Source organism: Aeromonas sp. 604282, assembly GCF_049170575.1.
Classification (GTDB): Bacteria; Pseudomonadota; Gammaproteobacteria; order Enterobacterales; family Aeromonadaceae; genus Aeromonas; species Aeromonas veronii_A.
In genome coordinates, this window is record NZ_JAAKMV010000002.1 from 330,565 (window position 1) to 352,639 (window position 22,075).

A 22,075-nucleotide genomic window follows, 5' to 3' on the forward strand; every position below is an offset into this window, starting at 1 on the left:
GCCTTTCTATTGGCCGACTGCGCGCCTTTGACGGCACGCAGTTCGCAACGGGTGGTCGGCTTACTTGCTGCCGGTACCTGAGTTACGGGTAGAAGCTTGCGGCTTGCGACGGGCGGTGGTGGCGCGAGCGCGCGGCTCTTTGCCCTGCATCTCTTTGTGACGCTGTACGGCGCGACGGATCTGGGCGGCCTGCTTGTGACGGCTGGTTTTGCCATCCTGCTGCAGATCGACCTTGGATTCGGTCTCCGGCGGCAGGTTGACCAGACCGCGCAGATAGTTCACTTCCGGCAGTTTCAGCTCTTGCCAGCCGCCGCGCGGAATGCCGCGGTCCAGCTTGACGTCGCCGTAGCGGATCCGCATCAGGCGGCTCACCTGCACTTCCTGGGATTCCCACAGGCGGCGCACTTCACGGTTGCGACCTTCGGTCAGGGTGACGTTGAACCACTGGTTCAGACCCTCACCGCCAGCAGGTTTGATCTTGTTGAACTTGGCTGTGCCATCTTCCAGCTGCACGCCCTTGCGCAGACGCTGCAGCATGGCTTCGGTGATTTCGCCAAAGACACGAACCGCATATTCCCGCTCCACTTCGTGGCTCGGGTGCATCAGTCGGTTGGCCAGCTCACCGTCGGTGGTGAACAGCAACAGACCTGAGGTGTTGACGTCGAGGCGGCCGACCGCGATCCAGCGGGCACCTTCCATCTTGGGCAGACGATCAAACACGGTGGGACGACCTTCCGGATCGTGACGGGTACACATCTCCCCTTCCGGCTTGTGGTAAGCCAATACGCGGCAGATCACTTCCTCTGCGGCGCGGGTCTTGACCTGGTGACCATCCACCCGGATCACGGCGTTCACTTCGACGCGATCCCCCAGTGTGGCGACCTTGCCATCCACACTGACCCGACCTGCGGTGATCAGGGCCTCCATCTCACGACGGGAGCCGTGACCCGCGCGGGCCAACACTTTTTGCAGTTTTTCACTCATCGGGGTTACCTGATTGTTGATCGCTGCCCACTGGTAAAAGGGGCAACGGGGTTAACTGTAACAAACGCAGTTTGGAGCACTCGTCACAGTTGAAAAATGTATATCTCGGTGACATTGGCACACTTGGGCGCCATTCACCGGGCATCGCTCTCCCCGTCCACCGCAGAGGGCAACAGGGGTTGCAGTTCCGGATCCAGCTCGGGGAGCTGCTCCAGACTCTGCAGATTAAAGTAATCCAGAAACTCTCTGGTGGTGGCGAGCAGCTCGGGGCGACCCGCCACCTCTTTGTGACCGATGCTGCGCACCCAGCCACGCTCTTTCAGGGTATTCACTATCTGGCTCGACACCGCCACCCCGCGGATCGCTTCGATCTCGGCCCGGGTGATGGGTTGGCGATAGGCGATCAGGGTCAGTGTCTCCATCACGGCGCGGGAATAACGCGGCGCCCGTTCGCTCCAGAGCCGCGAGAGCTCTTCGGCATACTCCTGACGCGCCTGAAAGCGCCAGCCGGAGGCGACCTCTTTGAGTTCGACGCCCCGTTCGCTGTAATCTTGCCTGATCTCGGCCAACAGCAGCTGAACATAACGACTGGTCACCGGATAATCGGCCAGCACGCTGCTTTTCAGCTCGCTGACATTGAGCGGACGACCGGCCACAAACAGCGCCGCTTCGATCAGAGTCTTGAGTCGTTCAGTGGGCAGCGCCACGGTTGCCCTCCTCGCTCTGCTCGGCCAATGCGAAATGAATTGGTCCCAGCGGTTCTGCCTGCAGGATCCAGATCAGTTGCTCCTTGCACAGCTCCAGCAGGGCCAGAAACGTCACAAGTACACCCATGCGCCCCTCTTCGGCGCGCAGCACCTGCTCAAGGCGCAGGGTCTGCCCCAGCGTGAGCATGGCGAGGATCTCCGCCATGCGCACCCGGGTCGGGATCTGTTCGCGGCGGATCTGGTGATGTTCGAAATGAGTCGCGCGTTTTACCACACTTTGCATGTAAAGGGCGAGCTCAACCAGCGAAACATCGGGCGCCAGCGGCTTGAGATCGCCAAAATCGGGGGGCAAGGCAGCGGCGATATAAATCTCCCGCTCCACCCGTGGCAGCTCATTGACCCTCTCTGCACCTACCTTGTAGCGCTCGTACTCCTGCAGGCGGCGGATCAGGGTCACCCGCGGGTCTTCCCCCTCCTCTTCATCCTCCAGCTCCGGCGCCTTGGGCAACAGCAGGCGGGATTTTATCTCCGCCAGCCAGGCTGCCATCAGCAGATATTCAGCCGCCAGCTCAAGGTTGAGCCCCTGCATCAGCTCCACGTACTCCATGTACTGGGCGGTGATCTGAAGGATCGGCAGGTTGAGGATATCGAGCTGCTGGCGCCGGATCAGATAGAGCAGCAGATCGAGCGGCCCCTCGAAGGTATCGAGGAACACCTCCAGCGCATCGGGCGGGATGAACAGGTCCTGGGGCAGCTCGTGATAGGGCTGCCCAAGGACTTTCGCGATGGGTAGTGCGGTGCCAGCCCCCGTCTCGGCGGAAGGGACTGTCACCGGTTCAGCGACATCACTCAAACGGGGTCGGGTCTCCGGCACCGCGACGACGCAATACCGGCTCGTCGTCAGAGAAATCGACCACAGTCGTGGGCTGCTCGCCCAGATAACCCCCGTTGACCACCAGATCGATCTGCTTGCCCAGCTTGTCGAAGATCTCTTCCGGATCGAACTCGGCCATCTCGGAGTCCGGCAGGATCAATGTGGTGGAGAGCAGCGGCTCGCCGAGTGCTTCCAAGAGCGCCTGAGCAATCTTGTTGTCCGGTACCCGGATGCCGATGCTCTTCTTCTTCTCGTTCATCAGACGGCGCGGCACCTCTTTGGTCGCCTTGAAGATGAAGGTGTAGGCGCCCGGGGTATTGTTCTTGATCAGGCGAAACGCGCCGTTATCGACCTTGGCGTAGGTGGCGATCTCGGAAAGATCGCGGCACACCAGGGTGAAGTCGTGGTTGGCGTCGAGACGACGGATGCGGCAGATGCGCTCCAGCGCCCCCTTGTCACCCATCTGGCAGCCCAGCGCATAGCCGGAGTCGGTGGGATAGACGATAACGCCGCCGTTCTGGATGATCTGCACCGCCTGGCTGATCAGACGCGCCTGCGGGTTTTCCGGATGTACGTAAAAATGCTGACTCATAGCTTGTTCTCGCAATGGGGGCAGCAATACCTGCCCGCTCGTATGGTCACGGGTCAAAGACCCATGACACTACCTTAACCTGTTTGTGGCTGCTTCGCTGACGCCGTTAGCGGCTCGCCAGCAGCTCTGCATGTTGCTCAGTGGTGAGCCCAAAGTGACCGGGATAGGCCAACCAGACGGGCATCCCCTCTTTGGGCAACCAGAGGTGGCGGCCCAGCTCGGTCCAGTTGGAGGGGAAGTGAAAATCCGATCCCACCGAGATATAGAGGTCGTGATCCTTGGCCCACTGGCCCAGATTGGCCCGCTCCTGCTGGCTCTGCTGAGGCAATGAGACCTCCATGGCATCGCCACCGGCCGCCTTGAAAGCCACCAGCAGCCGCTTGATCCACTTGGCGGTGAGATCGTAACGGCTGGGGTGGGCCAGCACCGCCAGCCCGCCAGCGGCGTGAATGGCAGCGATGGCTTCGCTCATCTCGGGCCACTCGGCCGGGGCATAGCCTTTATTGCCACGGCTCAGGTACTTTTTGAATACCTTCTGCATGTTGTCGGCCACCCCGCGCGCCACCAGCACCCGGGCAAAGTGGGCGCGGGTCACGGCAGCGTCACCGGCTAGCTGTTTGGCCTCTTCATAGGTGCCGGGGATGAGGCACTTCTCCAGACGACGCCCGATTTCCATCGCACGCGCTTCGCGACGTGCCAGCTGACCGGCCAGAAAGTCGGTCAGCTGCGTATTTTTTTCATCCACCCCCAGCGCCACGATATGAATTTCGTGATGCTCCCAGCCGGTGGAGATCTCGACCCCGCTCACCAGTCGCAGCGGCAGTTGCTCGGCTTCGATAGTGCGACGCACCTCATCAAGCCCGGCGAGGGTGTCGTGGTCAGTAACTGCTAACACTTCGACCTGTTTTTCGGCGGCGCGGCGCACCAGTTCGGCTGGGCTCAGCACCCCGTCGGAGGCAGTGGTATGGCAGTGAAGATCGAATCTCATCAGGTTATTCCGCTCTCGTGGTCAGGTCACCATTCATGGCAAATCGGTGAAAGAAGACTAAAAAGCGACTTGACTTGGCCGCGGCTTTATCGTTTTCTGTAGGCACTTCATTGCAAACATCTTTTTACAGGACTTTATCATGCAAACGACTTCCATCCTGACCATCTGGTGGTGGCACACTCCCTGACATGCGGGCGTGTGGTCGTTGCTGTACCTGTAATCTGACAGCAAATTAAGAACCCAAAGAAAAAGCCCGCTGACCCCAGCGGGCTTTTTTATTATCCGGCAAATGGACCTGTGATGAAACCGAGAATTCAGACAAGCAAGCTGACCTGGCGATGGCGCCCCTGAACCAGCCACCCCGGACCAATTAAATTTTCAAGGAATTCAACGTCATGAACATCGGTAAAAAGCATCACACGCAAGGGAACGCACTATGACAGCCACACATCGCCTTCCTCTGGGTGAATTCGATACCCTCAAACTCAACGCCCCCTATGTGGCCGATCCGCTGGCACTCTATACCCGCCTCTGTCAGGGTCGCCCCAACAACCTGCTGCTGGAATCGGTGGAGATCGACTCCAAGGCGGGCAAGCAGAGCCTGCTGCTGGTAGACGCCTGCCTGCGCATCGAGTGCCGTGGTCGCACCATGCGGGTTCGCAGCCTCAATGACAACGGTGCCCAGTTGCAAAGCCTGCTGGCCGAGCGGCTGCTTGCGGTGGTGGCCCGCTCGCTGATAGATGGCGAATTGCAACTCGACTTCCCTGCCTCCGATCGGGAGCTAGACGAAGATTCCCGCCTCAAGGGGAGCAGCGTGCTGGACGTGCTGCGCACCCTGCAACGGGAGCTCGATTGTCAGCTCGGCAAAGAAGCGCTCTTTATGGCGGGCAGCTTCGCCTACGACCTGATCGCCTCTTTTGAAGATCTGCCCGAAGTGCCGGAAGGGAGCAACGACTGCCCCGACTACTGCTTCTATGTGGCCGAAACCCTGATCACCATCGACCATATCGAACGCACCACTCAACTGCTGGCCTGCATCTTTGGCGGTGATTGCGACGAAAGCCAGGTGGAAGACAGATACACCCGCCTGACCGAACGGCTCACCGACTTCAAACAGATTTGCCAGCAACCCCTCTGCGCCGAGCTGACCACCCAGCCCCTGACCGGTGGCATGAGCGTGGACAAGAGCGACAAACAGTTCTGCGCCGAGGTAGAGAAGCTCAAGGGCTTTATCCGCCGTGGCGACATCTTTCAGGTGGTGCCGTCCCGCTGCTTCTCCCTGCCCTGCCCAAGCCCGCTGGCCGCCTATCGCCGCCTCAAACAGACCAATCCCAGCCCCTACATGTTCTACGTGCAGGATGAGGGCTTCACCCTGTTTGGCGCCTCACCGGAGAGCGCGGTGAAATTCTGCGCCGCCAGCCGCGATGTGGAGATGTACCCCATCGCCGGTACCCGCCGCCGTGGTTTCAACCCGGATGGCAGCATCAACCGGGATCTCGATGGCCGTATCGAGCTGGAGTTGCGTCAGGACGAGAAAGAGGTGGCCGAGCACCTGATGCTGGTGGATCTGGGCCGCAACGACATCGCCCGCATCTCGGAGCCCGGCACCCGCTACGTCAAGGAGCTGCTGAAAGTGGATCGCTACAGCCACGTGATGCATCTGGTCTCCAAGGTGGTGGGCACCTTGCGCTCTGACCTTGACGCCCTGCACGCCTATCAGGCCTGCATGAATATGGGCACCCTCACCGGCGCCCCCAAAATCCGCGCCAGCGAGCTTATTCGCATGGTGGAAGGCAAGCGCCGCGGCAGCTACGGCGGCGCGGTCGGCTACATTAACGGCGCCGGCGAGATGGATACCTGCATCGTCATCCGCTCCGCCTTTGTGAAAGATGGCGTGGCCCACGTACAGGCCGGTGCCGGGGTGGTCTATGACTCCAAACCCCAAGCCGAAGCGGACGAAACCCGCGCCAAGGCGGCCGCCGTGCTGGCCGCCATCGCAGCCAGCCATGGCACCTCCCTGCAAGCCCTGAGCGCCCAGCAGGAGCAACATAAGGACGTGAGCCAATGAGTACCGGATCAACAGCCACTAACATTTTCCTGCTCGATAACTTCGATTCGTTTACCTACAACCTCGTCGACCAGTTCCGCTCCCTCGGCTATCCGGTGCGGATCTACCGCAACAGCCTGCCGGCCAGCCGCATCATGAGCGAAATCGCCGCCTGCGAAGGGGACGCCGTGCTGGTGCTCTCGCCGGGCCCGGGCGCCCCCCACGAGGCGGGTTGCCTCATCGACCTCATCAAGCTGGCTCGTGGTCAGGTGCCCATCCTCGGCATCTGTCTCGGCCATCAGGCCCTGTGCGAAGCCTACGGCGGCACCGTCGGTGCGGCAGGCGAAATTGTCCACGGCAAGCGGTCCCTGATTGAGCACAACGGCCACGGCGCCTTTGCCGGTCTGCCGAGCCCGCTACCGGTGGCCCGCTACCACTCGCTGGTCGCCACCTATGTACCGGAAGAGCTGACGGTGATTGCCCACTATCAGGGCATGCCCATGGCCATTGAGCAGCAGGATGAGCGGGTGCTGGGTTTCCAGTTCCATCCCGAATCCATCATGACCTCGGAAGGGGCCCGTTTGCTGACTCAGGCGCTCGCCCATATCACCCGCCCAGAAAGCAGCGTGCGTTAAGGTAAGGAGACCAACATGCATCAACATCTCAACACCCTCTATCAGGGTCAGTCTCTGAGCCGTGAAAGTACCCGCGACGCCTTCGGCCAGGTGGTACGTGGCGAAGTGGATCCCATAGTGCTCGCAAGCCTGCTGACCGCCCTCAAGATCAAGGGGGAAACCCCGGAGGAGATCGCCGGTGCCGCCGAGGCGCTGCTGGCAGAAGCGCGCGACTTCCCGCGTCCGGACTATGAATTTTGCGACATCGTCGGCACCGGTGGCGATGGTCTCAACACCATCAACGTCTCCACCACCTCGGCGCTGGTCGCCGCCGCCTGCGGCCTGAAAGTGGCCAAGCATGGCAACCGCTCGGTCTCGAGCAAGTCGGGTTCGAGCGATCTGCTGGACAAAATGGGCATCAAGCTCGACATGAGCCCGGCGCAGGCGCGCCGCTGTCTGGACGAGCTCGGCATCTGCTTTTTGTTCGCCCCCCAGTACCACGCCGGGGTGCGCCATGCCATGCCGGTGCGCCAAGCCCTCAAGACCCGCACCCTGTTCAACGTGCTGGGGCCGCTTATCAACCCCGCTCGCCCCACCTATCAGCTGATGGGGGTCTATGCCCCCGAGCTGGTGCGCCCCATCGCAGAAACCCTGCTGGCACTGGGGCTGAAAACCGGTATGGTGGTTCACGGCGCCGGGCTCGACGAGATTGCCATTCACGGCCCGACCCAGGTGGCCCAGATCCGTGACGGCGAGATCCGCGAGTTTCTGCTCACCCCGGCTGACTTTGGCCTCGAGACCTATCCGGTGAGCGCCATTCAGGGCGGGGAACCGGAAGAGAACCGTGCCATCACCGCCGCCATTCTGGAGGGGCAAGGCACCCCGGCCCACAACGCCGCCATCGCTGCCAACGTAGCACCGCTGCTGCTGATGGCGGGCAAGGCGAAAGATCTCAAGAGCGCGGCGGCCGAGGTGCTGGCAGTGCTGGCGAGCGGCAAGGCAGCGGATCTGGCCGCTCAGCTGGCTACTCTGAGCCATCAGGAAGCGGGTCATCAGGAGGCATGATGTCAGCCACCACGTCGCACAGCAGTCATTCAGAACGCCCACAGGGCAAGAGCCAGTTTCGCAAGGATAACGAGATGTCAGACCTTATTGTCCCCCATGCTTTTCTGAACATGGCCTCCATCAGCCAGACCATTCTCGGCAAAATCGTGGCGGCCAAGCAGGAGTGGGTCGCCGCCCGCAAACTGACCCAGCCGCTGGAGAGCTTCCAGAGCGCGCTGACCCCAAGCGATCGGGATTTCGTCGGGGCGCTCAAGGCGGGCTCCACCCGCTTTATTCTGGAGTGCAAGAAGGCTTCCCCCTCCAAAGGCTTGATCCGCGACGATTTCAGCCCGGAGGCGATCGCCGACATCTATGGCAAATACGCCACCGCCATCTCGGTGCTGACCGACGAGAAGTTCTTTCAGGGGGATTTCGCCTTTTTGCCGCGGGTGCGCGGTCGCGTATCGCAACCGGTGCTCTGCAAGGATTTCATGATTGACCCCTATCAGGTCTATCTGGCCCGCCACTATCAGGCGGACGCCATCCTGCTGATGCTCTCGGTGCTCACCGACGAGGGCTATCGCGCCCTGTTCGCGGTGGCCAAGGAGCTGGGCCTGGGCGTGCTCACCGAGGTGAGCAACGAAGAGGAGCTAACCCGCGCCATCGCGCTGGGTGCGCCGGTCATTGGCATCAACAACCGGGATCTGCGCGACCTGAGCGTCGATCTGAACCGCACCAAACAGCTGGCCAAAGATATCCCGAGCGATCGGGTGGTGATCAGCGAGTCCGGCATCAACCACCGCGCTCAGGTAGCGGATCTGCGCCACCACGCCAAAGGCTTTCTGGTGGGCTCATCCCTGATGGCCGAGCCGGATCTGGAAGCCGCAGTGCGCAAACTGGTACTGGGCCAGAACAAGGTGTGCGGCCTGACCCGCGCCGAAGACGCCGCCGCTGCCCATCAGGCGGGCGCGGTATTTGGCGGTCTTATCTTTGTGGCCAAAAGCCCGCGCTATGTAGACATCCCCGCCGCCCGCGCCGTGATGGCGGGCGGACCGCTCTCCTACGTCGGGGTATTTCGCAACGCCCAGCCCGCCACCATCGCCAAGACGGTGGATGCGCTGGGACTCGCCGCCGTGCAACTGCACGGGGATGAAGATGCCGCCTATATCGAGGAACTGCGTCCGCAGCTGCCCGCTGGCTGCCAGATCTGGAAAGCAATTGGCATCACAAGCGGCGAGCCGCTGCCCGCCCTCGACTACCCGGCCGATCGCCTGCTGCTGGATACAAAAGTCGGCAGCCAGAGCGGTGGCACCGGTCAGGCGTTCGACTGGGCCCTGCTGGCCACGCTCGATAAAGCCAAGCTGATGCTGGCGGGCGGCCTTAATCCCGACAACGCCCTGCAAGCGGCACAAGTGGGCTGCCTCGGCCTTGATTTCAACTCCGGGGTGGAGAGTGCCCCGGGCCAGAAGGATGCGCACAAGATTGCAGCCGCCTTCGGCGCACTGCGCAACCTGTAACGCAACCCTTTTTGATATTTCGATTTAGCTAATACAAGGAAGAAGCCATGACCCTGCTCAACCCGTTTTTCGGTGAATTTGGCGGTATGTATGTACCCCAAATCCTTATCCCCGCCCTGCTCCAGCTGGAGAAAGCCTTTGTCGATGCCAAGGATGATCCGGCCTTTATCGCCGAGTTTCAGACCCTGCTGACCGAGTATGCCGGTCGCCCGACCCCGCTCACCCTGACCCGCAATCTGACCAAGGGCACCAAGACCCGCCTCTACCTCAAGCGTGAAGACCTGCTGCACGGCGGTGCCCACAAGACCAACCAGGTGCTGGGTCAGGCGCTGCTGGCCAAGCGGATGGGCAAGAACGAGATCATCGCCGAGACCGGCGCCGGTCAGCATGGCGTGGCGACTGCGCTGGCTTGCGCCCTGCTCGGCCTCAAGTGCCGGGTCTATATGGGTGCCAAGGATTGCGAGCGCCAGAAGCCCAACGTCTTTCGCATGAAGCTGATGGGCGCCACCGTCATTCCGGTGCACTCAGGCTCGTCCACCCTGAAAGATGCCTGTAACGAGGCGCTGCGCGACTGGGCTGCCAACTACGAGTCGGCCCACTACCTGCTCGGCACCGCCGCCGGTCCGCACCCCTTCCCCACGATCGTGCGGGAGTTCCAGAAGATGATCGGCGAAGAGGCCAAGGCCCAGTGCTTCGAGAAGGAAGAGCGCTTGCCCGATGCGGTGATCGCCTGTGTCGGCGGCGGGTCGAATGCCATCGGCATGTTTGCCGACTTTATCGATGAACCGTCGGTGCGCCTCATCGGCGTCGAGCCGGGTGGTCACGGTATCGAAAGTGGCGAGCACGGTGCGCCGCTCGGTCACGGCAGCAAGGGGGTCTTCTTTGGCATGCACTCCTACCTGATGCAGGACAATCAGGGGCAGATTCAGGAGTCCTACTCTGTCTCGGCAGGGCTCGACTTCCCCTCCGTCGGCCCGCAGCACGCCCATCTGGCCGCCATCGGCCGCGCCGAGTACCCCTCGGTGACCGACAAGGAGGCGCTGGACGCCTTCCAGGAGCTGGCTAAATCCGAAGGCATCATACCTGCGCTGGAGTCCTCCCACGCGCTGGCCCACGCCCTCAAGATGGCCCGCAGTGAACCGGAAAAAGAGCAGGTGCTCATCGTCAACCTCTCCGGCCGTGGCGACAAAGATATCTTCACCGTGGCTGACATCTTGGAAACAGAAAGCATCGAGAAAGAAGGAACCTGCAAATGAACCGTTACGCACAACTCTTCTCCCGTCTGGACGCGGCCAATCAGGGCGCCTTTGTGCCGTTCGTGATGCTGGGTGATCCCACTCCTGAACTCTCGCTGGCCATTGTCGATGCGCTGGTTGCAGGGGGCGCCGATGCCCTCGAGCTCGGCATTCCCTTCTCCGATCCGGTAGCGGATGGCCCCACCATTCAGGGCGCCGCCCTGCGCGCCTTTGCCAGCCACACCACCCCGGACGACTGTTTCGAGCTGCTTGGCCGCATCCGCGCCAAGTACCCGCAGCTGCCCATTGGCCTCTTGGTCTACGCCAACCTGGTCTATGTGCGCAAAATCGACGGTTTCTACGAGAAGTGCCAGCAGGCGGGCGTTGACTCGGTGCTGGTGGCCGACGTGCCGGTGCAGATGTGCGCCCCCTACAAGGCGGCCGCCGACAAGTTTGGCATCGACAGCATCTTTATCGCCCCGCCCAATGGCGACGCCGAAACCCTGAAACAGGTGGCGGAGCTGGGCAATGGTTACACCTATCTGGTGAGCCGCGCTGGTGTCACCGGTGCCGAGACCAAGGCCGGCATGCCGGTGGAGGGCCTGATCAATACCCTGCGCGAGTTCAACGCTCCCCCCGCCCTGCTCGGCTTTGGCATCAGCGAACCGGCTCAGGTGCGTGAAGCCATCGCCGCGGGCGCCGCCGGTGCCATCTCCGGCTCCGCCGTGGTGAAGATCATCGAAACCCACCACCAGAACCCGGAACATATGCTCACTCGTCTGAAAGAGTTTGTGGAAGGGATGAAGGCTGCGACCAACCGCTAAGGTCGGATAATGGGGTCAGCTGCCTGTAGCCCTGAATTGCCAATCACATATCCGTTATCAAGGGAGCCTGACCGGCTCCCTTTTCTTTTTACCCCCTCTCCCTCTGGGAGAGGGCTGGGGTAAGGGAAGTCTACGGCAACCCAATTTGCTCACATTGAACACTGCTAATGACTAATTTATTGATCCAACACAGATTCCCGCCAAAACCCGCTTCTCAACGTACCACTCTCCCCCTTAAGATACCCGAATGACAATCAACCTCTCGGAAGAACGCCATGAAAGCGATTGTTGATAACTCGCAGGTGAAAAGCAGCAGACTGGGGACTGGAACTCAGGGGCGGTAGCCTTGCCGATGCTTGCCATCACCAACTACTTCACTGTTTCTTTACACAGGAGTAATGGAAGCGTTAAACAAGAAGGTCAAGCGAATATACTCAAGTATCAGAGGCAGACTAGTAATACTTTGATTTAATGTAATTTAATGTTTTTCATGGCCACTATCAGAACAGAGCGGAGTTACATGGAAAGCTCTGCTATCGGGTTAGTGCCGCCTTCTATCTAATCACTATTAGCCGGTATAATGGAGTGCACAATTTAATGATTTGGTGGGAAAAAACAGTCGAGTACAGCTTTGTTATTCGGGCCTCAACTGACAAAAAGATCAACTTTGCTGCACCGCTATCTGGCATACAGGAAATCGGCGGTGATGGAATTTTTGGAATCGATGCCAAGTTAATACTTGTTGAATTTAAGCGATCCCAAAAAGAACTTAAAACAGAAAAGGATAAATTCGTTTGCTACGAACAAGCAAAAAATGAAATGGTAGGTCGTGACAACCATCATTTTTTAGTTTATGGTTCTGAAAGTGCTACCAATCTGAATTTGCACGCTCGACATTATTTTTCATTGAAGGAAGTAAAACCAGCCCTGTCTATTTTAGAGCTTGGGGTCGGTGACGAAGTTTTTAAATCATACCTTGGTGATCTAATTGAATTAAAGAAAAAGGACGGTCGTTCAGAGGGGTCGGTTGGGCCAGAGTCGGTAGCGTCCGTTGTTGGCGTATCTCCATATTCTGTAAGCTCAATATCTCTAACGGAATATGTTAGATTGGCTTTACCAGAACTTTATCAGGCTCTTTCTCCTACACAAACAATAACTATAAGCAAAGGACAGAGTCTTGGCTAACAACGCATTGCAGCGGACAAGTCGTTGAATTCGGCATTAGGCTCAAATCCACCCTTGATAAGATGAAAAACAAAATACTCTTAACAATTGAATCAGCTCTTCTAATTTCTGCGTTAGTAATAGGGGCTTTCTGGATAAGCAACCCAGATGGAAACTACGAGCCATTTCTTGCGGTAATAGGGGTCAACTTAGCCTTATTGGAACTATTTAGACGCCTGACGGACCGTAACAATAAAGTATCAACCCCCGAAAAAATATATGTACGACGATACTTGGATCAGCCACATCACCTACACTTCATCAAGGGACTTCCTTCTTTGCGCCATGCCGCGCATGAAAGTGCTCAAGAACTTTGGGATAGCGGCATAACAGCTAATATGAGACAGGGCAGTTATGACTATATCGATTTTCTTGAAGATATCTGGGTAAAGCTGGCAGAGTTTTATCCTCCTCTTCACTTTGGTGGATTAGAGCCGAGAGAGTACATAACTAAATATATACAAGACCGTTTCAGTCATCATCGTGCAAACCTAGAGCCAGACGGTCCTGGCACTGGAGGGACAATAGTTGGCGTAATGGCTGGCGGCCATGTGATTCATGATTTAGAAGAAATGATAGATGACACAGTTTGCACTTTGTCTTTGAATTCGGAATCATTTGACTATCAAGACTGGAAAAACAAATGGCGAGGAAAAGCCTAACAAGTGGTTCAAACCGTTCGCTGCACTCACTGGGATGGGCCAAAGCCCGCCCCTTAACCAAACATTATGTGAGTAAAAAGGAGAATTAGAATGGCTAGATGGCTTTTCAATTCAAGAGGTCAGGGAGTGGCTTTTGTTGTCGGCGACAACGTTTTCACAAAGAGTAGTAAGTTTTTGGGTAAACTAGAAGGTGACGAGATTTGGAACAGTTCTTATGTTGCTTCAATCATCAACGATGAGAGAATTGCTGTAAAAACAATGAAGCCACTGGGTTTAAAAGGCCTGCCTGGTTTGCCGGGTCTTCCAGGCCTACCCGGATTGCCTGGGCTCAAGGGAGCAAGGCTATTTCCTGTAGGATATAAAGACCTAGATATCACATAACAAGCAAAGGCAGCGAATGCACAGCTGCTTCGAGCATTAGAGGTTTTATGCGTAAAAAATTAGTGGCGTTTGAGAAACTGAGGTCGCAACGCATACTCCCAGTATCAAAAAATGGAAAACTGTGTTTGCCAGACTCATTGCCAACTGGGGTCAATGGTCTTTATTGGATTTATACAAGCTACAATATTGAAGATATAAAGACCTGCATTCCTTCCACGCAGGAAAAGGCACTCAACATTCCAAAGTTAGCTAGTCTGCATGAAGGGCTATCTAATATTTGCAAAATTACTCATGACGATTTTACCCTTATTTATAATGGTGTTGGGGGTGTAGGCAAGAAAGGAAAAGGAGGCTTGAGAGAGCGAGTCTTACAAGAATTCAATGGTGGCAAAGGAACGGGCTCTCTTGCCATCCTAAAAACATCGCTAAATGACCTCAGCAAATGGCGTATCTCTTACGTCATTATGTGCAATTCCAAGCAAGCACCGGAGGTCGATGCTTGCTATATAGAACATGCCACTGATTTTGAGCGAATTTGGCGCTTAGAGCATGGCTGGCCTCTACTCTGTCGCCATTAAAAACCTCTCACAACTGGTTCAAATCGCTTGCGGTGCTCGCTGGGACGGGCTAAAAAGTGCCCCTTAACCAAACGTTAGGCAGACAGAAATCTGGAACTATGGAAATAAATTTCGATATTACACGCCCTTTTTAAAAGGACCTTAGATAGCGCTGATTTAAGGTCAGTTGCTGAACCATTACTGATACTTCGTCCTTATTTTTATTCTGACTCTTTGTCAGAACACAAAGCTGGGACACCCACCTCTCTGAGCAAGCCGTTACATAGCCAGAACACAAAAGATGGGTGCCCAATTTTTTTCTTTTTTGCTCAACCACGATATATCCAACAACCCTTTCCAATCCCACAACTACCACCTCCAGCCCCGCCACCCCATCAATACCAGCATCAATACAACCCCCGGCAGCCAGACCCAGTAGAGCTCGGAGAGGATCACTGCCTCACCTCGGGCGGTGAGATAGGCCTCCAGCTTGAAGGGGGCGACCCGGATCACCTGCCAGGGGGCAAAGAAACGCTCGTCACGCCAAGGCCAGAGCCAACCAACCCCCTTGCCGCCGGTGGTGAGCGAATCGAGCAGGCTATGGGAGAGTAGCGAGACCAGCAGAAACGACCAGACGGTGGCGGCGCTGGCCCGAAATTGGCGATGAAACAGCATGGCCAATGTGGGCAGGGCAAAGGCGAACAACAGGGAGTGGGTAAAGCCGCGGTGGCCAAAGACATGGCCGTAGGCGACCCCCAGTTTAAAGGCGAGCACATCGGCATCGGGCAACATGGCGATGGCAACCCCGGCCAGCAGCAGGCGCGGCGGGATAATCCGGCTGCCAAGCCCGAGTCCAAGGCAGAGAGGGACGGCGGCGTGAGTGACTATGGTGGGCATAGAATAAAGCTCCAACTGAAAACGTGAGCCTACCCTACCCCCGCTCGGTGAAGTGAAGGTGAAGTGCACTTTCTTTTGTTGTTGGATATCCCCCTCGAATCCTTCTCCATCAACCATAAGAGGCGTCACTCAGGAAGTGATGAAAACGGCTGTTGCACGCGCTCCGAAGCAGGGGCCGAAATCCTGTGGTTTGTCCCTCTGTATTGGCTCGCAGTTAGATAAACGCAGCGCCAATCAGCCTTGGCGCGTTAACTTGAAATGTTCATTTAACAGCGGCTGACATGCAGAACGGGATCGTGATAAGTAGTCTCTTCGGTTCACATCACAGGGATAGTGGCAACGATGAATGTACCAAAAAGCGTCGTGCGGATTGCGAGCGTTATCAGCCTTTGGTTAATGACAGGATGCATGGCAGAGGCCGCCTCTGCGCAGCCGCAGCAAGAGCCGTACGCGCTGATCTATAACGGGCCTGTTTCTGATGGGGATAGCACGAAGGCGATTGCAGATGTGGTCAGGCAGCTGGGCTTGCCGGTCAGGTATCTCTCCAATATCGAGGCGCTGCCTGCAGAGCTCGATAATGCCAGGGTGTTTATCGTTGGCGGCACTGAGGACGATGTTGAGCCGCTCCTCAATGCCTTCACAGCAGAAGCGCGTTCGGCGTTAAAAACCTATTTGCAGAATGGTGGCCGCTACCTCGGGATCTGTGGGGGGGCATTTGTGGCATCCACCGGCTGGCCTGAAGATGAGGGCTTTGTGCCGGCGCTGGGCCTCGTCCCTGCCACATCCGATGATTATGACGGCGACTTTAGCGCCAGGATCTTCCCGATCACCTGGCTTGGTGAAGCGCGCCAGATGTATTACCAGGCCGGCCCGCAATTTACGCCGGTGCCAAGCCCCGAGCAGGTCAAGGTCATCGCCCATTTTCAAAACCATCATATTGCCGCGCTGATCAGCTCATACGGCACAGGCAAGGTGGCCGTTTCCGGGCCACACCCCGAAGCCCCCGAATCGTGGAAAGCGAACGCGGTGGGCGGTGACAAGATGGAGTCGAATATTCATCTGGCTGCAGGACTCGTTAACGAGTTGCTCTCCGAAGAGCCCGTCACCGATTCGAAGTAGGCGCGTCCCTACGCCCCTGGATGTGACCCCATTGCTCGGCCCGGAAGTCAGGCCATCCAATCGGCCGCAATCCATAAAAAAACCACCGGCCTGCAAAAGGTCGGTGGTTTTTTTATCGGTGGTAGATAACGGGTAGCCGATACAAAGGGTTCGCTACCTCAACTTTCGCCCGGGAACGAGCACTACTCTTCCTGCTCCTCCGGTTGTCTCTCCCCACCCCGCAACTGTTGCAGCTCATCGACTCGGGCTTGCCACTTCTCTTGGGCTTTTTTGCGCTCCTGAAGCTGGAACTCTTCGCGCATGGTGTCGATGTTAAGGTCAAGTGTTTCCATCAGAGTGTCTCCTTTGTATGACCGCTTAAAGACTGGCTGACGGCGCATTGGCCAACCTGCTCCCCTATTCAGACACCACTCATCCCCCAAACGCCCAACTAAATAATCGATTGAATATGCAACATTCAATCTAAAAAACTATTCATTCTGCACGGTGACACGCTGTAGCAGCGGCTGCCGCCCCGTTACGCGAAACGCAACGAGGCCCACGTCCCCCGCCAAAAAAGGTGATAAAGGCATACGCAGTAACCCGGTTTGGCGTAGTCCCATGCTGGAGCAGATCTCATCGCCGAACCGGATTATCTGGCACTGCGCCGAAATGGCGTTAAGCAGTGCTACCACCATTTTCAAAGGCAGGCAGCGCAGTTGCCCAACCGGCGAAACCAATAAAAAGACCCCCTATTGCCCAGCGGCAAGAGGGGGTCTTTTGTTTGAGCCGCAGGCTAGCCGGCTATTGCCTCACGCTATCAGGCCAGCGAGACAAAGATCCCGGCCAGGGTGGCGCTCATCAGGTTGGCCAGGGTCGCCGCCAACACCGCCTTGAAGCCCATATTGGCCACATCGTGACGGCGCTCCGGCGCCATGGTGCCGATGGAGCCAAGCTGCACCGCAATGGAGCCCAAGTTGGCAAAACCGCACAGCGCAAAGGTGATGATGATCTGGGTATGGGCACTCAGGTCAGCCTTGATATTGGCAAAATCCAGATAGGCGACGAACTCGTTCATGATCACCTTCTGACCAATCAGGGAGCCTGCCGCCATCATCTCGCTGGCGGGCACGCCAATCAGCCAGGCCACCGGAGCAAACAGATAGCCCAGCAGCAGCTGCAGGGAGAGATCGGCCCAGCCGAACCACTCGCCGACGGTGGTGAGACCGGCGTTGATCATGGTGATGACGCTGACAAAGGCCAGCAGTATGGTGCCGATGGCCACGGCGATCTTCATGCCGCCCATGGCACCGCCTGCCAGCGCGTCGATGGCGTTGCTGTAATCGCTCTTGTCGAGGGTGATCTCGGTCTGATCACTCACCTGCTGCTGCTCCGGCACCAGCAGTTTGGCCATCAGCAGGCCACCCGGCGCCGCCATAAAGGAGGCGGCAATGAGGTATTTCAGATCCACACCCAGACCGGCGTAACCGCCCAGCACCGAGCCCGCCACCGAGGCCATGCCGCAGGTCATCACCGCAAAGAGTTCGGAGCGGGTCATACCGGCGAGGAAGGGACGAATAAGCAGCGGCGACTCCCCTTGCGAGAGGAAGATATTACCGGTGGCCACCAGTGACTCGGCGCGGCTGGTGCCGAGCAGGCGGTGAATGGCGCCGCCCAGCACCCGGATCACCCACTGCATGATGCCGAAGTGGTAGAGCACGGCGATCAGCGCGCTGATAAAAATCACCAGCGGCAGCACCCGCACGGCGAAGATAAAACCATTGCTGGCGAGATCGCCAAACACGAAACGGATGCCGCTGTCGGCAAAGCCGAGCAGGGCGGAGACGCCATTGCTCATGGCACCGAGCATGATTTGTCCGGGGGGGAAATAGAGCACCAGGGCAGCAAAACCGGTTTGCAGGGCGAGCGCACCCAGCACGGTTCGCCAGCGGATGGCTCGGCGGTTTTCACTCGCCAGCCAGGCGATAAACATCAGGGCCAGCATACCGACCAGACTCAATAACAGTGTCATCTTGCACCTATGAAGAGAGGAGTTTCATATGGCAAGTCTGCAGACAGGCGTCGCGGGCGATCCGGCGGGAGAAGTGCCGACCCACGCGACACGCAGACCACAAACCTACAGGTTAGTGGCGGGTCCCATCCTGGGGTCATTCACGTTCCGGGTGACAGCATGTATCGGGTGACGCCAGCGCCGTCGCAGGGGGAGATGCGGCCGGGTGGCAGGTCGGGCGGCGATGGTACAGTGATCATCGTCACAGAAAAAGCGGTAAAACGATTGGCCGGAGTAACTTTTTCAACTTGTTCACACAACGAAACAGGGCCAGCGTGAAGCTGGCCCTGTTTCAATCCGTACTTGAGTACTCAGATGATTACTTGAGGCGCTTGCCGCTCGCATCCACCACCTGCTCGCCATCCTCCTTGGCGAAGGCCCCTTTTTGCTGATCGGGCAATATATCGAGCACCACTTCCGACGGACGGCACAGTTTGGTGCCAAGCGGCGTGACGACGATGGGCCGGTTGATGAGGATGGGGTGAGCCAGCATGGCATCGATCAGTTCATCATCGCTGAAACGATCTTCCGCCAGACCGAGCGCCTCGTAGGGTGGCACGTTCTTGCGCAGCAGATCGCGCACCGGCATGCCCATGGCGGCGATCAGCGCCACCAGCTGGTCACGGGAGGGGGGCGTCTCCAGATAGTGGATGACAGTAGGCTCCACGCCGCTGTTGCGGATCAGCTCCAGGGTGTTGCGGGAGGTACCACATTCCGGGTTGTGATAGATGGTGATTGCACTCATTTGCGTGTCTCTCATTAATCAAGTGAATAGAAAATCGATAGCATCAGTTCGCGGCCAGCTGTTAGCGGCCATCAGTTAACGGCCCAACCCCGCTTCGTACCAGGGTTTGCTGGCGTTAACCACCCGCACCACCAGCAGCATGACAGGCACCTCGATCAGCACCCCGACTACGGTGGCGAGCGCCGCGCCGGAGTGAAAGCCGAACAGGCTGATGGCGGCAGCTACCGCCAGTTCGAAGAAGTTGGAGGCGCCGATCAGGGCGGAAGGACAGGCAACCGAGTGCTTCTCCCCCACCTTGCGGTTGAGCCAGTAGGCGAGCCCTGAGTTGAACAGCACCTGGATCAGGATCGGCACCGCCAACAGGGCGATAACCAGCGGCTGCTCAATGATGGCGTTGCCCTGAAAGGCAAACAGCAGCACCAGAGTGAGCAGCAGAGCCGCCACCGACCAGGGCTGGATGCGGGTCATGACGCCGTCAAAATGGGCCTCTCCCTTGTTCAGCAAAGCCTTGCGCAGCAGCTGGGCGATGATCACCGGGATGACGATATAGAGCACCACAGAAGTGAGCAGGGTATCCCATGGCACAACTATGCTGGAGACCCCGAGCAGCAGCGCCACCAGCGGCGCGAAAGCAAACACCATGATGAGGTCGTTCACCGCCACCTGCGACAGGGTGAAGTAGGGATCGCCGTTGGTGAGACGACTCCAGACAAACACCATGGCGGTGCAGGGGGCCGCAGCCAGCAGGATCAGCCCCGCTACGTAACTGTCGAGTTGATCCGCCGGCAGCCAGTCGGCAAACAGCACGCGGATAAAGAGCCAGCCGAGGAATGCCATGGAGAAGGGCTTGACCAGCCAGTTGATAAAGAGGGTGACCCCAATGCCCTTCATGTGGCCCTTCACCTGATGCAGGGCGCCAAAATCGATCTTGAGCAGCATGGGGATGATCATCACCCAGATCAGCAGCCCCACCGGCAGGTTGACCTTGGCCACCTCCATGGCACCGATCGCCTTGAAGAGATCCGGCAACCCCTGCCCAAGCCCAATCCCCACCAGAATGCAGAGGGCGACCCAGGCGGTCAGATAACGTTCAAAAAAGCCGATGGCAGGCACGGCCTTGGCATCACATGTTGCAGACATCACAGCTCCCGATGCGGCGCAATTCCGCATCTTCTATTGGTTCAAAACACGGGTTTATAACAAGTAACGGCATATTCAAACCGCCCCGGCAGCAGACCGGGACGGCGACTCAATGGTACTGGCAGAGGCGGCGCAGGGCATCGGGCCCCACCGGCTCCTCGGCGAGCAGCGGCACCACGGCGAAGCGGCTGGCATGTTGCTGCTCGACCGCCTCGATATGGGGCAACTGGCGCTCGGCCCGCAGTTGCAGCAGCGGTGAGCTGACCGCAGCTTGCTGCAAGCTGTGGTTGATGAGCCAGCCCCAGGGCTCGATACCGGCCCGGCGCAGATCGGCCTGCAGATTCGCCGCCTCCTGCACTGGCGTCGGCTCGGGCAGCGTCACAATCAGCACCTTGGTCTGTTTGGGGTCCTGCAACTGCATCATGGGGGTGGTGAAGTGCAGCCCCTTGTTTCCCATCTGGCGAGCGATTTCCCTATGGTAGGCGCCGGTGGCGTCAAGCAGCAGCAGGGTGTGGCCGGTGGGGGCGGTGTCCATCACCACGAAGCGCTTGCCCGCCTCGCGAATAATGCGCGAGAAGGCCTGAAACACGGCGATCTCCTCGGTACAGGGGGAGCGCAAGTCCTCCTCCAGCAACGCCCGCCCCTGCTCGTCCAGCGCCGCCCCCTTGGTGGCCAGCACCTGGGCACGGTAACGCTCGGTCTCGGCGTGGGGATCGATGCGGCTCACCTCCAGATGGGGCAAACTCCCTGCCAGCGTCTCGTTCAGGTGCGCGGCGGGATCCGAGGTGGTAAGGTGCACCGGCAAACCGCGGCTCGCCAGCTCCACCGCCACGGCGGCAGCCAGAGTGGTTTTGCCCACCCCGCCCTTGCCCATCAGCATGATGAGGCCGTGACCGTCGGCGGCCAGCTCGTCTACCAGCGAACTCAACTCGGGCTGAGCTGGCAGATGAGCTGACGTTGCCAGTGATACCTGCGCACCAGCATCCTGTGGTTGCAGCAACAGCCGCAAACTGTCGACCCCTACCAGATTGGTGGCCAGCAGCGGGATATGATCCTGCGCCAGCCCCTTTATCCCCTGCGGCATCTGGGCGAGAGCCTGTTGCTCGCGCTGCCAGAGCGCCATTGCCAGCGGATCTCCGCCGATGGCGCCTTCGGGGAAGAGGCCATTGATCACCAGTTGCTGATTCAACAAGCCGATGGCGGCCAGCTCCTCGTGGGTGCGGGCCACTTCCCGCAGAGTGGATTGCTGAGCCCGCGCCACCAGCACCAGACGGGTGCGGGCAGCATCTGCCAGGGCGGCGACCGCCTCTGCATACTGGCTGCGCTGCTTCTCCAGCCCCGCCAGCGGGCCAAGGCAGGAGGCATCCCCCTTGCCCTGCTCAAGGAATTCGCTCCAGGCACCCGGCAGTTGCAGCAGCCGGATGGTGTGGCCGGTTGGGGCCGTATCAAAGACGATGTGGTCATACTCGGCCAGCAGCGTCTGGTCGGTCAGCAGGGCGGTGAATTCGTCAAAGGCGGCAATCTCGGTGGTGCAGGCGCCGGAGAGCTGCTCCTCGATGCTGCGTACCACGCTCTCGGGCAACTTGCCGCGCACCGGCCCGACGATCCGCTCCCGATAGGCTTTGGCCGCCGCGGGGGGATCTATCTCCAGCGCCGACAAACCGGGCACTGTGGCGATATCGGTGACCCGATTGCCGATCTCGGTGGCAAACACCTGCCCCACATTGGAGGCAGGGTCGGTGCTCACCAGCAGCACCCGCTTGCCAATATCACACAGCGCCACCGCACTGGCGCAGGCCAGCGAGGTCTTGCCCACCCCCCCCTTGCCGGTGAAAAAGAGAAACGGCGGTGGATTGGTCAGAAAATGGTACATA

At 58.6% G+C, this 22,075-nt stretch carries 22 protein-coding genes; 11 read left to right on the forward strand and 11 right to left on the reverse strand.

Going from position 1 to position 22,075, the window contains the following annotated elements:
- Positions 1-60: 60 nt before the first annotated feature.
- The 5 genes from rluB to rnm form a co-directional block, all read right to left on the reverse strand.
- On the reverse strand, positions 61-984 hold the full coding sequence (gene rluB / locus G5367_RS04485; RefSeq protein WP_005347347.1) for a 23S rRNA pseudouridine(2605) synthase RluB: 924 nt from the start codon (positions 982-984) through the stop codon (positions 61-63).
- 134 nt (positions 985-1,118) lie between these two features.
- On the reverse strand, positions 1,119-1,691 hold the full coding sequence (gene scpB / locus G5367_RS04490; protein WP_042060246.1) for an SMC-Scp complex subunit ScpB: 573 nt from the start codon (positions 1,689-1,691) through the stop codon (positions 1,119-1,121).
- Positions 1,675-2,544 carry a segregation and condensation protein A gene (locus tag G5367_RS04495; RefSeq protein WP_421293844.1) on the reverse strand — a complete coding sequence of 290 codons (870 nt, stop codon included), beginning with the start codon at positions 2,542-2,544 and terminating at the stop codon, positions 1,675-1,677. Before G5367_RS04495 ends, scpB begins: the two co-directional genes overlap by 17 nt.
- Entirely contained in the window at positions 2,537-3,157 is a 621-nt protein-coding gene (locus G5367_RS04500; RefSeq protein ID WP_421293846.1) for an L-threonylcarbamoyladenylate synthase, read from the reverse strand. Before G5367_RS04500 ends, G5367_RS04495 begins: the two co-directional genes overlap by 8 nt.
- 106 nt (positions 3,158-3,263) lie before the next feature.
- Positions 3,264-4,145, reverse strand: coding sequence for an RNase RNM (gene rnm / locus G5367_RS04505; protein ID WP_421293848.1), 882 nt, complete (start codon positions 4,143-4,145; stop codon positions 3,264-3,266).
- Positions 4,146-4,581: 436 nt separating this feature from the next.
- On the opposite strand from rnm, the gene G5367_RS04510 reads away from it, so the two are divergent.
- The 10 genes from G5367_RS04510 (at position 4,582) to G5367_RS04555 (ending at position 14,271) form a co-directional block, all read left to right on the forward strand.
- Entirely contained in the window at positions 4,582-6,213 is a 1,632-nt protein-coding gene (locus tag G5367_RS04510) for an anthranilate synthase component 1 (RefSeq protein WP_421293850.1), read from the forward strand.
- The gene (locus tag G5367_RS04515; protein ID WP_013723977.1) at positions 6,210-6,827 is read left to right on the forward strand and encodes an aminodeoxychorismate/anthranilate synthase component II; all 618 of its coding nucleotides are present in this window, start codon (positions 6,210-6,212) and stop codon (positions 6,825-6,827) included. The genes G5367_RS04510 and G5367_RS04515 overlap by 4 nt, the downstream gene beginning before the upstream one ends.
- Positions 6,828-6,842: 15 nt before the next feature.
- The gene (gene trpD, locus G5367_RS04520; protein WP_421244354.1) at positions 6,843-7,871 is read left to right on the forward strand and encodes an anthranilate phosphoribosyltransferase; all 1,029 of its coding nucleotides are present in this window, start codon (positions 6,843-6,845) and stop codon (positions 7,869-7,871) included.
- On the forward strand, positions 7,871-9,367 hold the full coding sequence (trpCF, locus tag G5367_RS04525; RefSeq protein ID WP_421244353.1) for a bifunctional indole-3-glycerol-phosphate synthase TrpC/phosphoribosylanthranilate isomerase TrpF: 1,497 nt from the start codon (positions 7,871-7,873) through the stop codon (positions 9,365-9,367). The genes trpD and trpCF overlap by 1 nt, the downstream gene beginning before the upstream one ends.
- Before the next feature lie 47 nt (positions 9,368-9,414).
- Positions 9,415-10,623: a tryptophan synthase subunit beta gene (gene trpB / locus G5367_RS04530; protein ID WP_421235505.1), complete on the forward strand. Its 1,209-nt coding sequence runs from the start codon at positions 9,415-9,417 to the stop codon at positions 10,621-10,623.
- The gene (gene trpA, locus G5367_RS04535) at positions 10,620-11,426 is read left to right on the forward strand and encodes a tryptophan synthase subunit alpha (RefSeq protein WP_042032437.1); all 807 of its coding nucleotides are present in this window, start codon (positions 10,620-10,622) and stop codon (positions 11,424-11,426) included. Before trpB ends, trpA begins: the two co-directional genes overlap by 4 nt.
- Positions 11,427-12,023: 597 nt before the next feature.
- The gene (locus G5367_RS04540; protein WP_236764185.1) at positions 12,024-12,611 is read left to right on the forward strand and encodes a hypothetical protein; all 588 of its coding nucleotides are present in this window, start codon (positions 12,024-12,026) and stop codon (positions 12,609-12,611) included.
- Between the two features lie 62 nt (positions 12,612-12,673).
- Positions 12,674-13,312 carry a hypothetical protein gene (locus tag G5367_RS04545; protein ID WP_236361467.1) on the forward strand — a complete coding sequence of 213 codons (639 nt, stop codon included), beginning with the start codon at positions 12,674-12,676 and terminating at the stop codon, positions 13,310-13,312.
- Positions 13,313-13,402: 90 nt separating this feature from the next.
- The gene (locus G5367_RS04550; protein WP_421244352.1) at positions 13,403-13,693 is read left to right on the forward strand and encodes a 4-fold beta flower protein; all 291 of its coding nucleotides are present in this window, start codon (positions 13,403-13,405) and stop codon (positions 13,691-13,693) included.
- A 47-nt stretch (positions 13,694-13,740) separates the two neighbouring features.
- Positions 13,741-14,271 (forward strand): hypothetical protein, encoded by a 531-nt coding sequence (locus G5367_RS04555; protein ID WP_216951422.1) that lies wholly within the window; start codon positions 13,741-13,743, stop codon positions 14,269-14,271.
- Between the two features lie 348 nt (positions 14,272-14,619).
- Here G5367_RS04555 and G5367_RS04560 read toward each other — a convergent pair whose 3' ends face one another.
- Positions 14,620-15,147, reverse strand: coding sequence for a metal-dependent hydrolase (locus G5367_RS04560; protein ID WP_421244351.1), 528 nt, complete (start codon positions 15,145-15,147; stop codon positions 14,620-14,622).
- Between the two features lie 342 nt (positions 15,148-15,489).
- On the opposite strand from G5367_RS04560, the gene G5367_RS04565 reads away from it, so the two are divergent.
- Positions 15,490-16,266: a BPL-N domain-containing protein gene (locus tag G5367_RS04565; protein ID WP_421244350.1), complete on the forward strand. Its 777-nt coding sequence runs from the start codon at positions 15,490-15,492 to the stop codon at positions 16,264-16,266.
- Positions 16,267-16,448: 182 nt separating this feature from the next.
- On the opposite strand, the gene G5367_RS04570 is transcribed toward G5367_RS04565, so the two are convergent.
- From G5367_RS04570 to arsA, 5 genes are all read right to left on the reverse strand, one after another.
- The gene (locus G5367_RS04570; protein WP_005347375.1) at positions 16,449-16,598 is read right to left on the reverse strand and encodes a hypothetical protein; all 150 of its coding nucleotides are present in this window, start codon (positions 16,596-16,598) and stop codon (positions 16,449-16,451) included.
- A gap of 467 nt (positions 16,599-17,065) precedes the next feature.
- Positions 17,066-18,277: a NupC/NupG family nucleoside CNT transporter gene (locus tag G5367_RS04575; protein WP_421214235.1), complete on the reverse strand. Its 1,212-nt coding sequence runs from the start codon at positions 18,275-18,277 to the stop codon at positions 17,066-17,068.
- A 358-nt stretch (positions 18,278-18,635) separates the two neighbouring features.
- On the reverse strand, positions 18,636-19,061 hold the full coding sequence (arsC, locus tag G5367_RS04580) for a glutaredoxin-dependent arsenate reductase (RefSeq protein ID WP_042054966.1): 426 nt from the start codon (positions 19,059-19,061) through the stop codon (positions 18,636-18,638).
- Between the two features lie 75 nt (positions 19,062-19,136).
- Positions 19,137-20,201, reverse strand: coding sequence for an ACR3 family arsenite efflux transporter (gene arsB, locus G5367_RS04585; RefSeq protein ID WP_421211918.1), 1,065 nt, complete (start codon positions 20,199-20,201; stop codon positions 19,137-19,139).
- Positions 20,202-20,310: 109 nt separating this feature from the next.
- Entirely contained in the window at positions 20,311-22,074 is a 1,764-nt protein-coding gene (arsA, locus tag G5367_RS04590; protein ID WP_421244349.1) for an arsenical pump-driving ATPase, read from the reverse strand.
- Position 22,075: the final 1 nt, after the last annotated feature.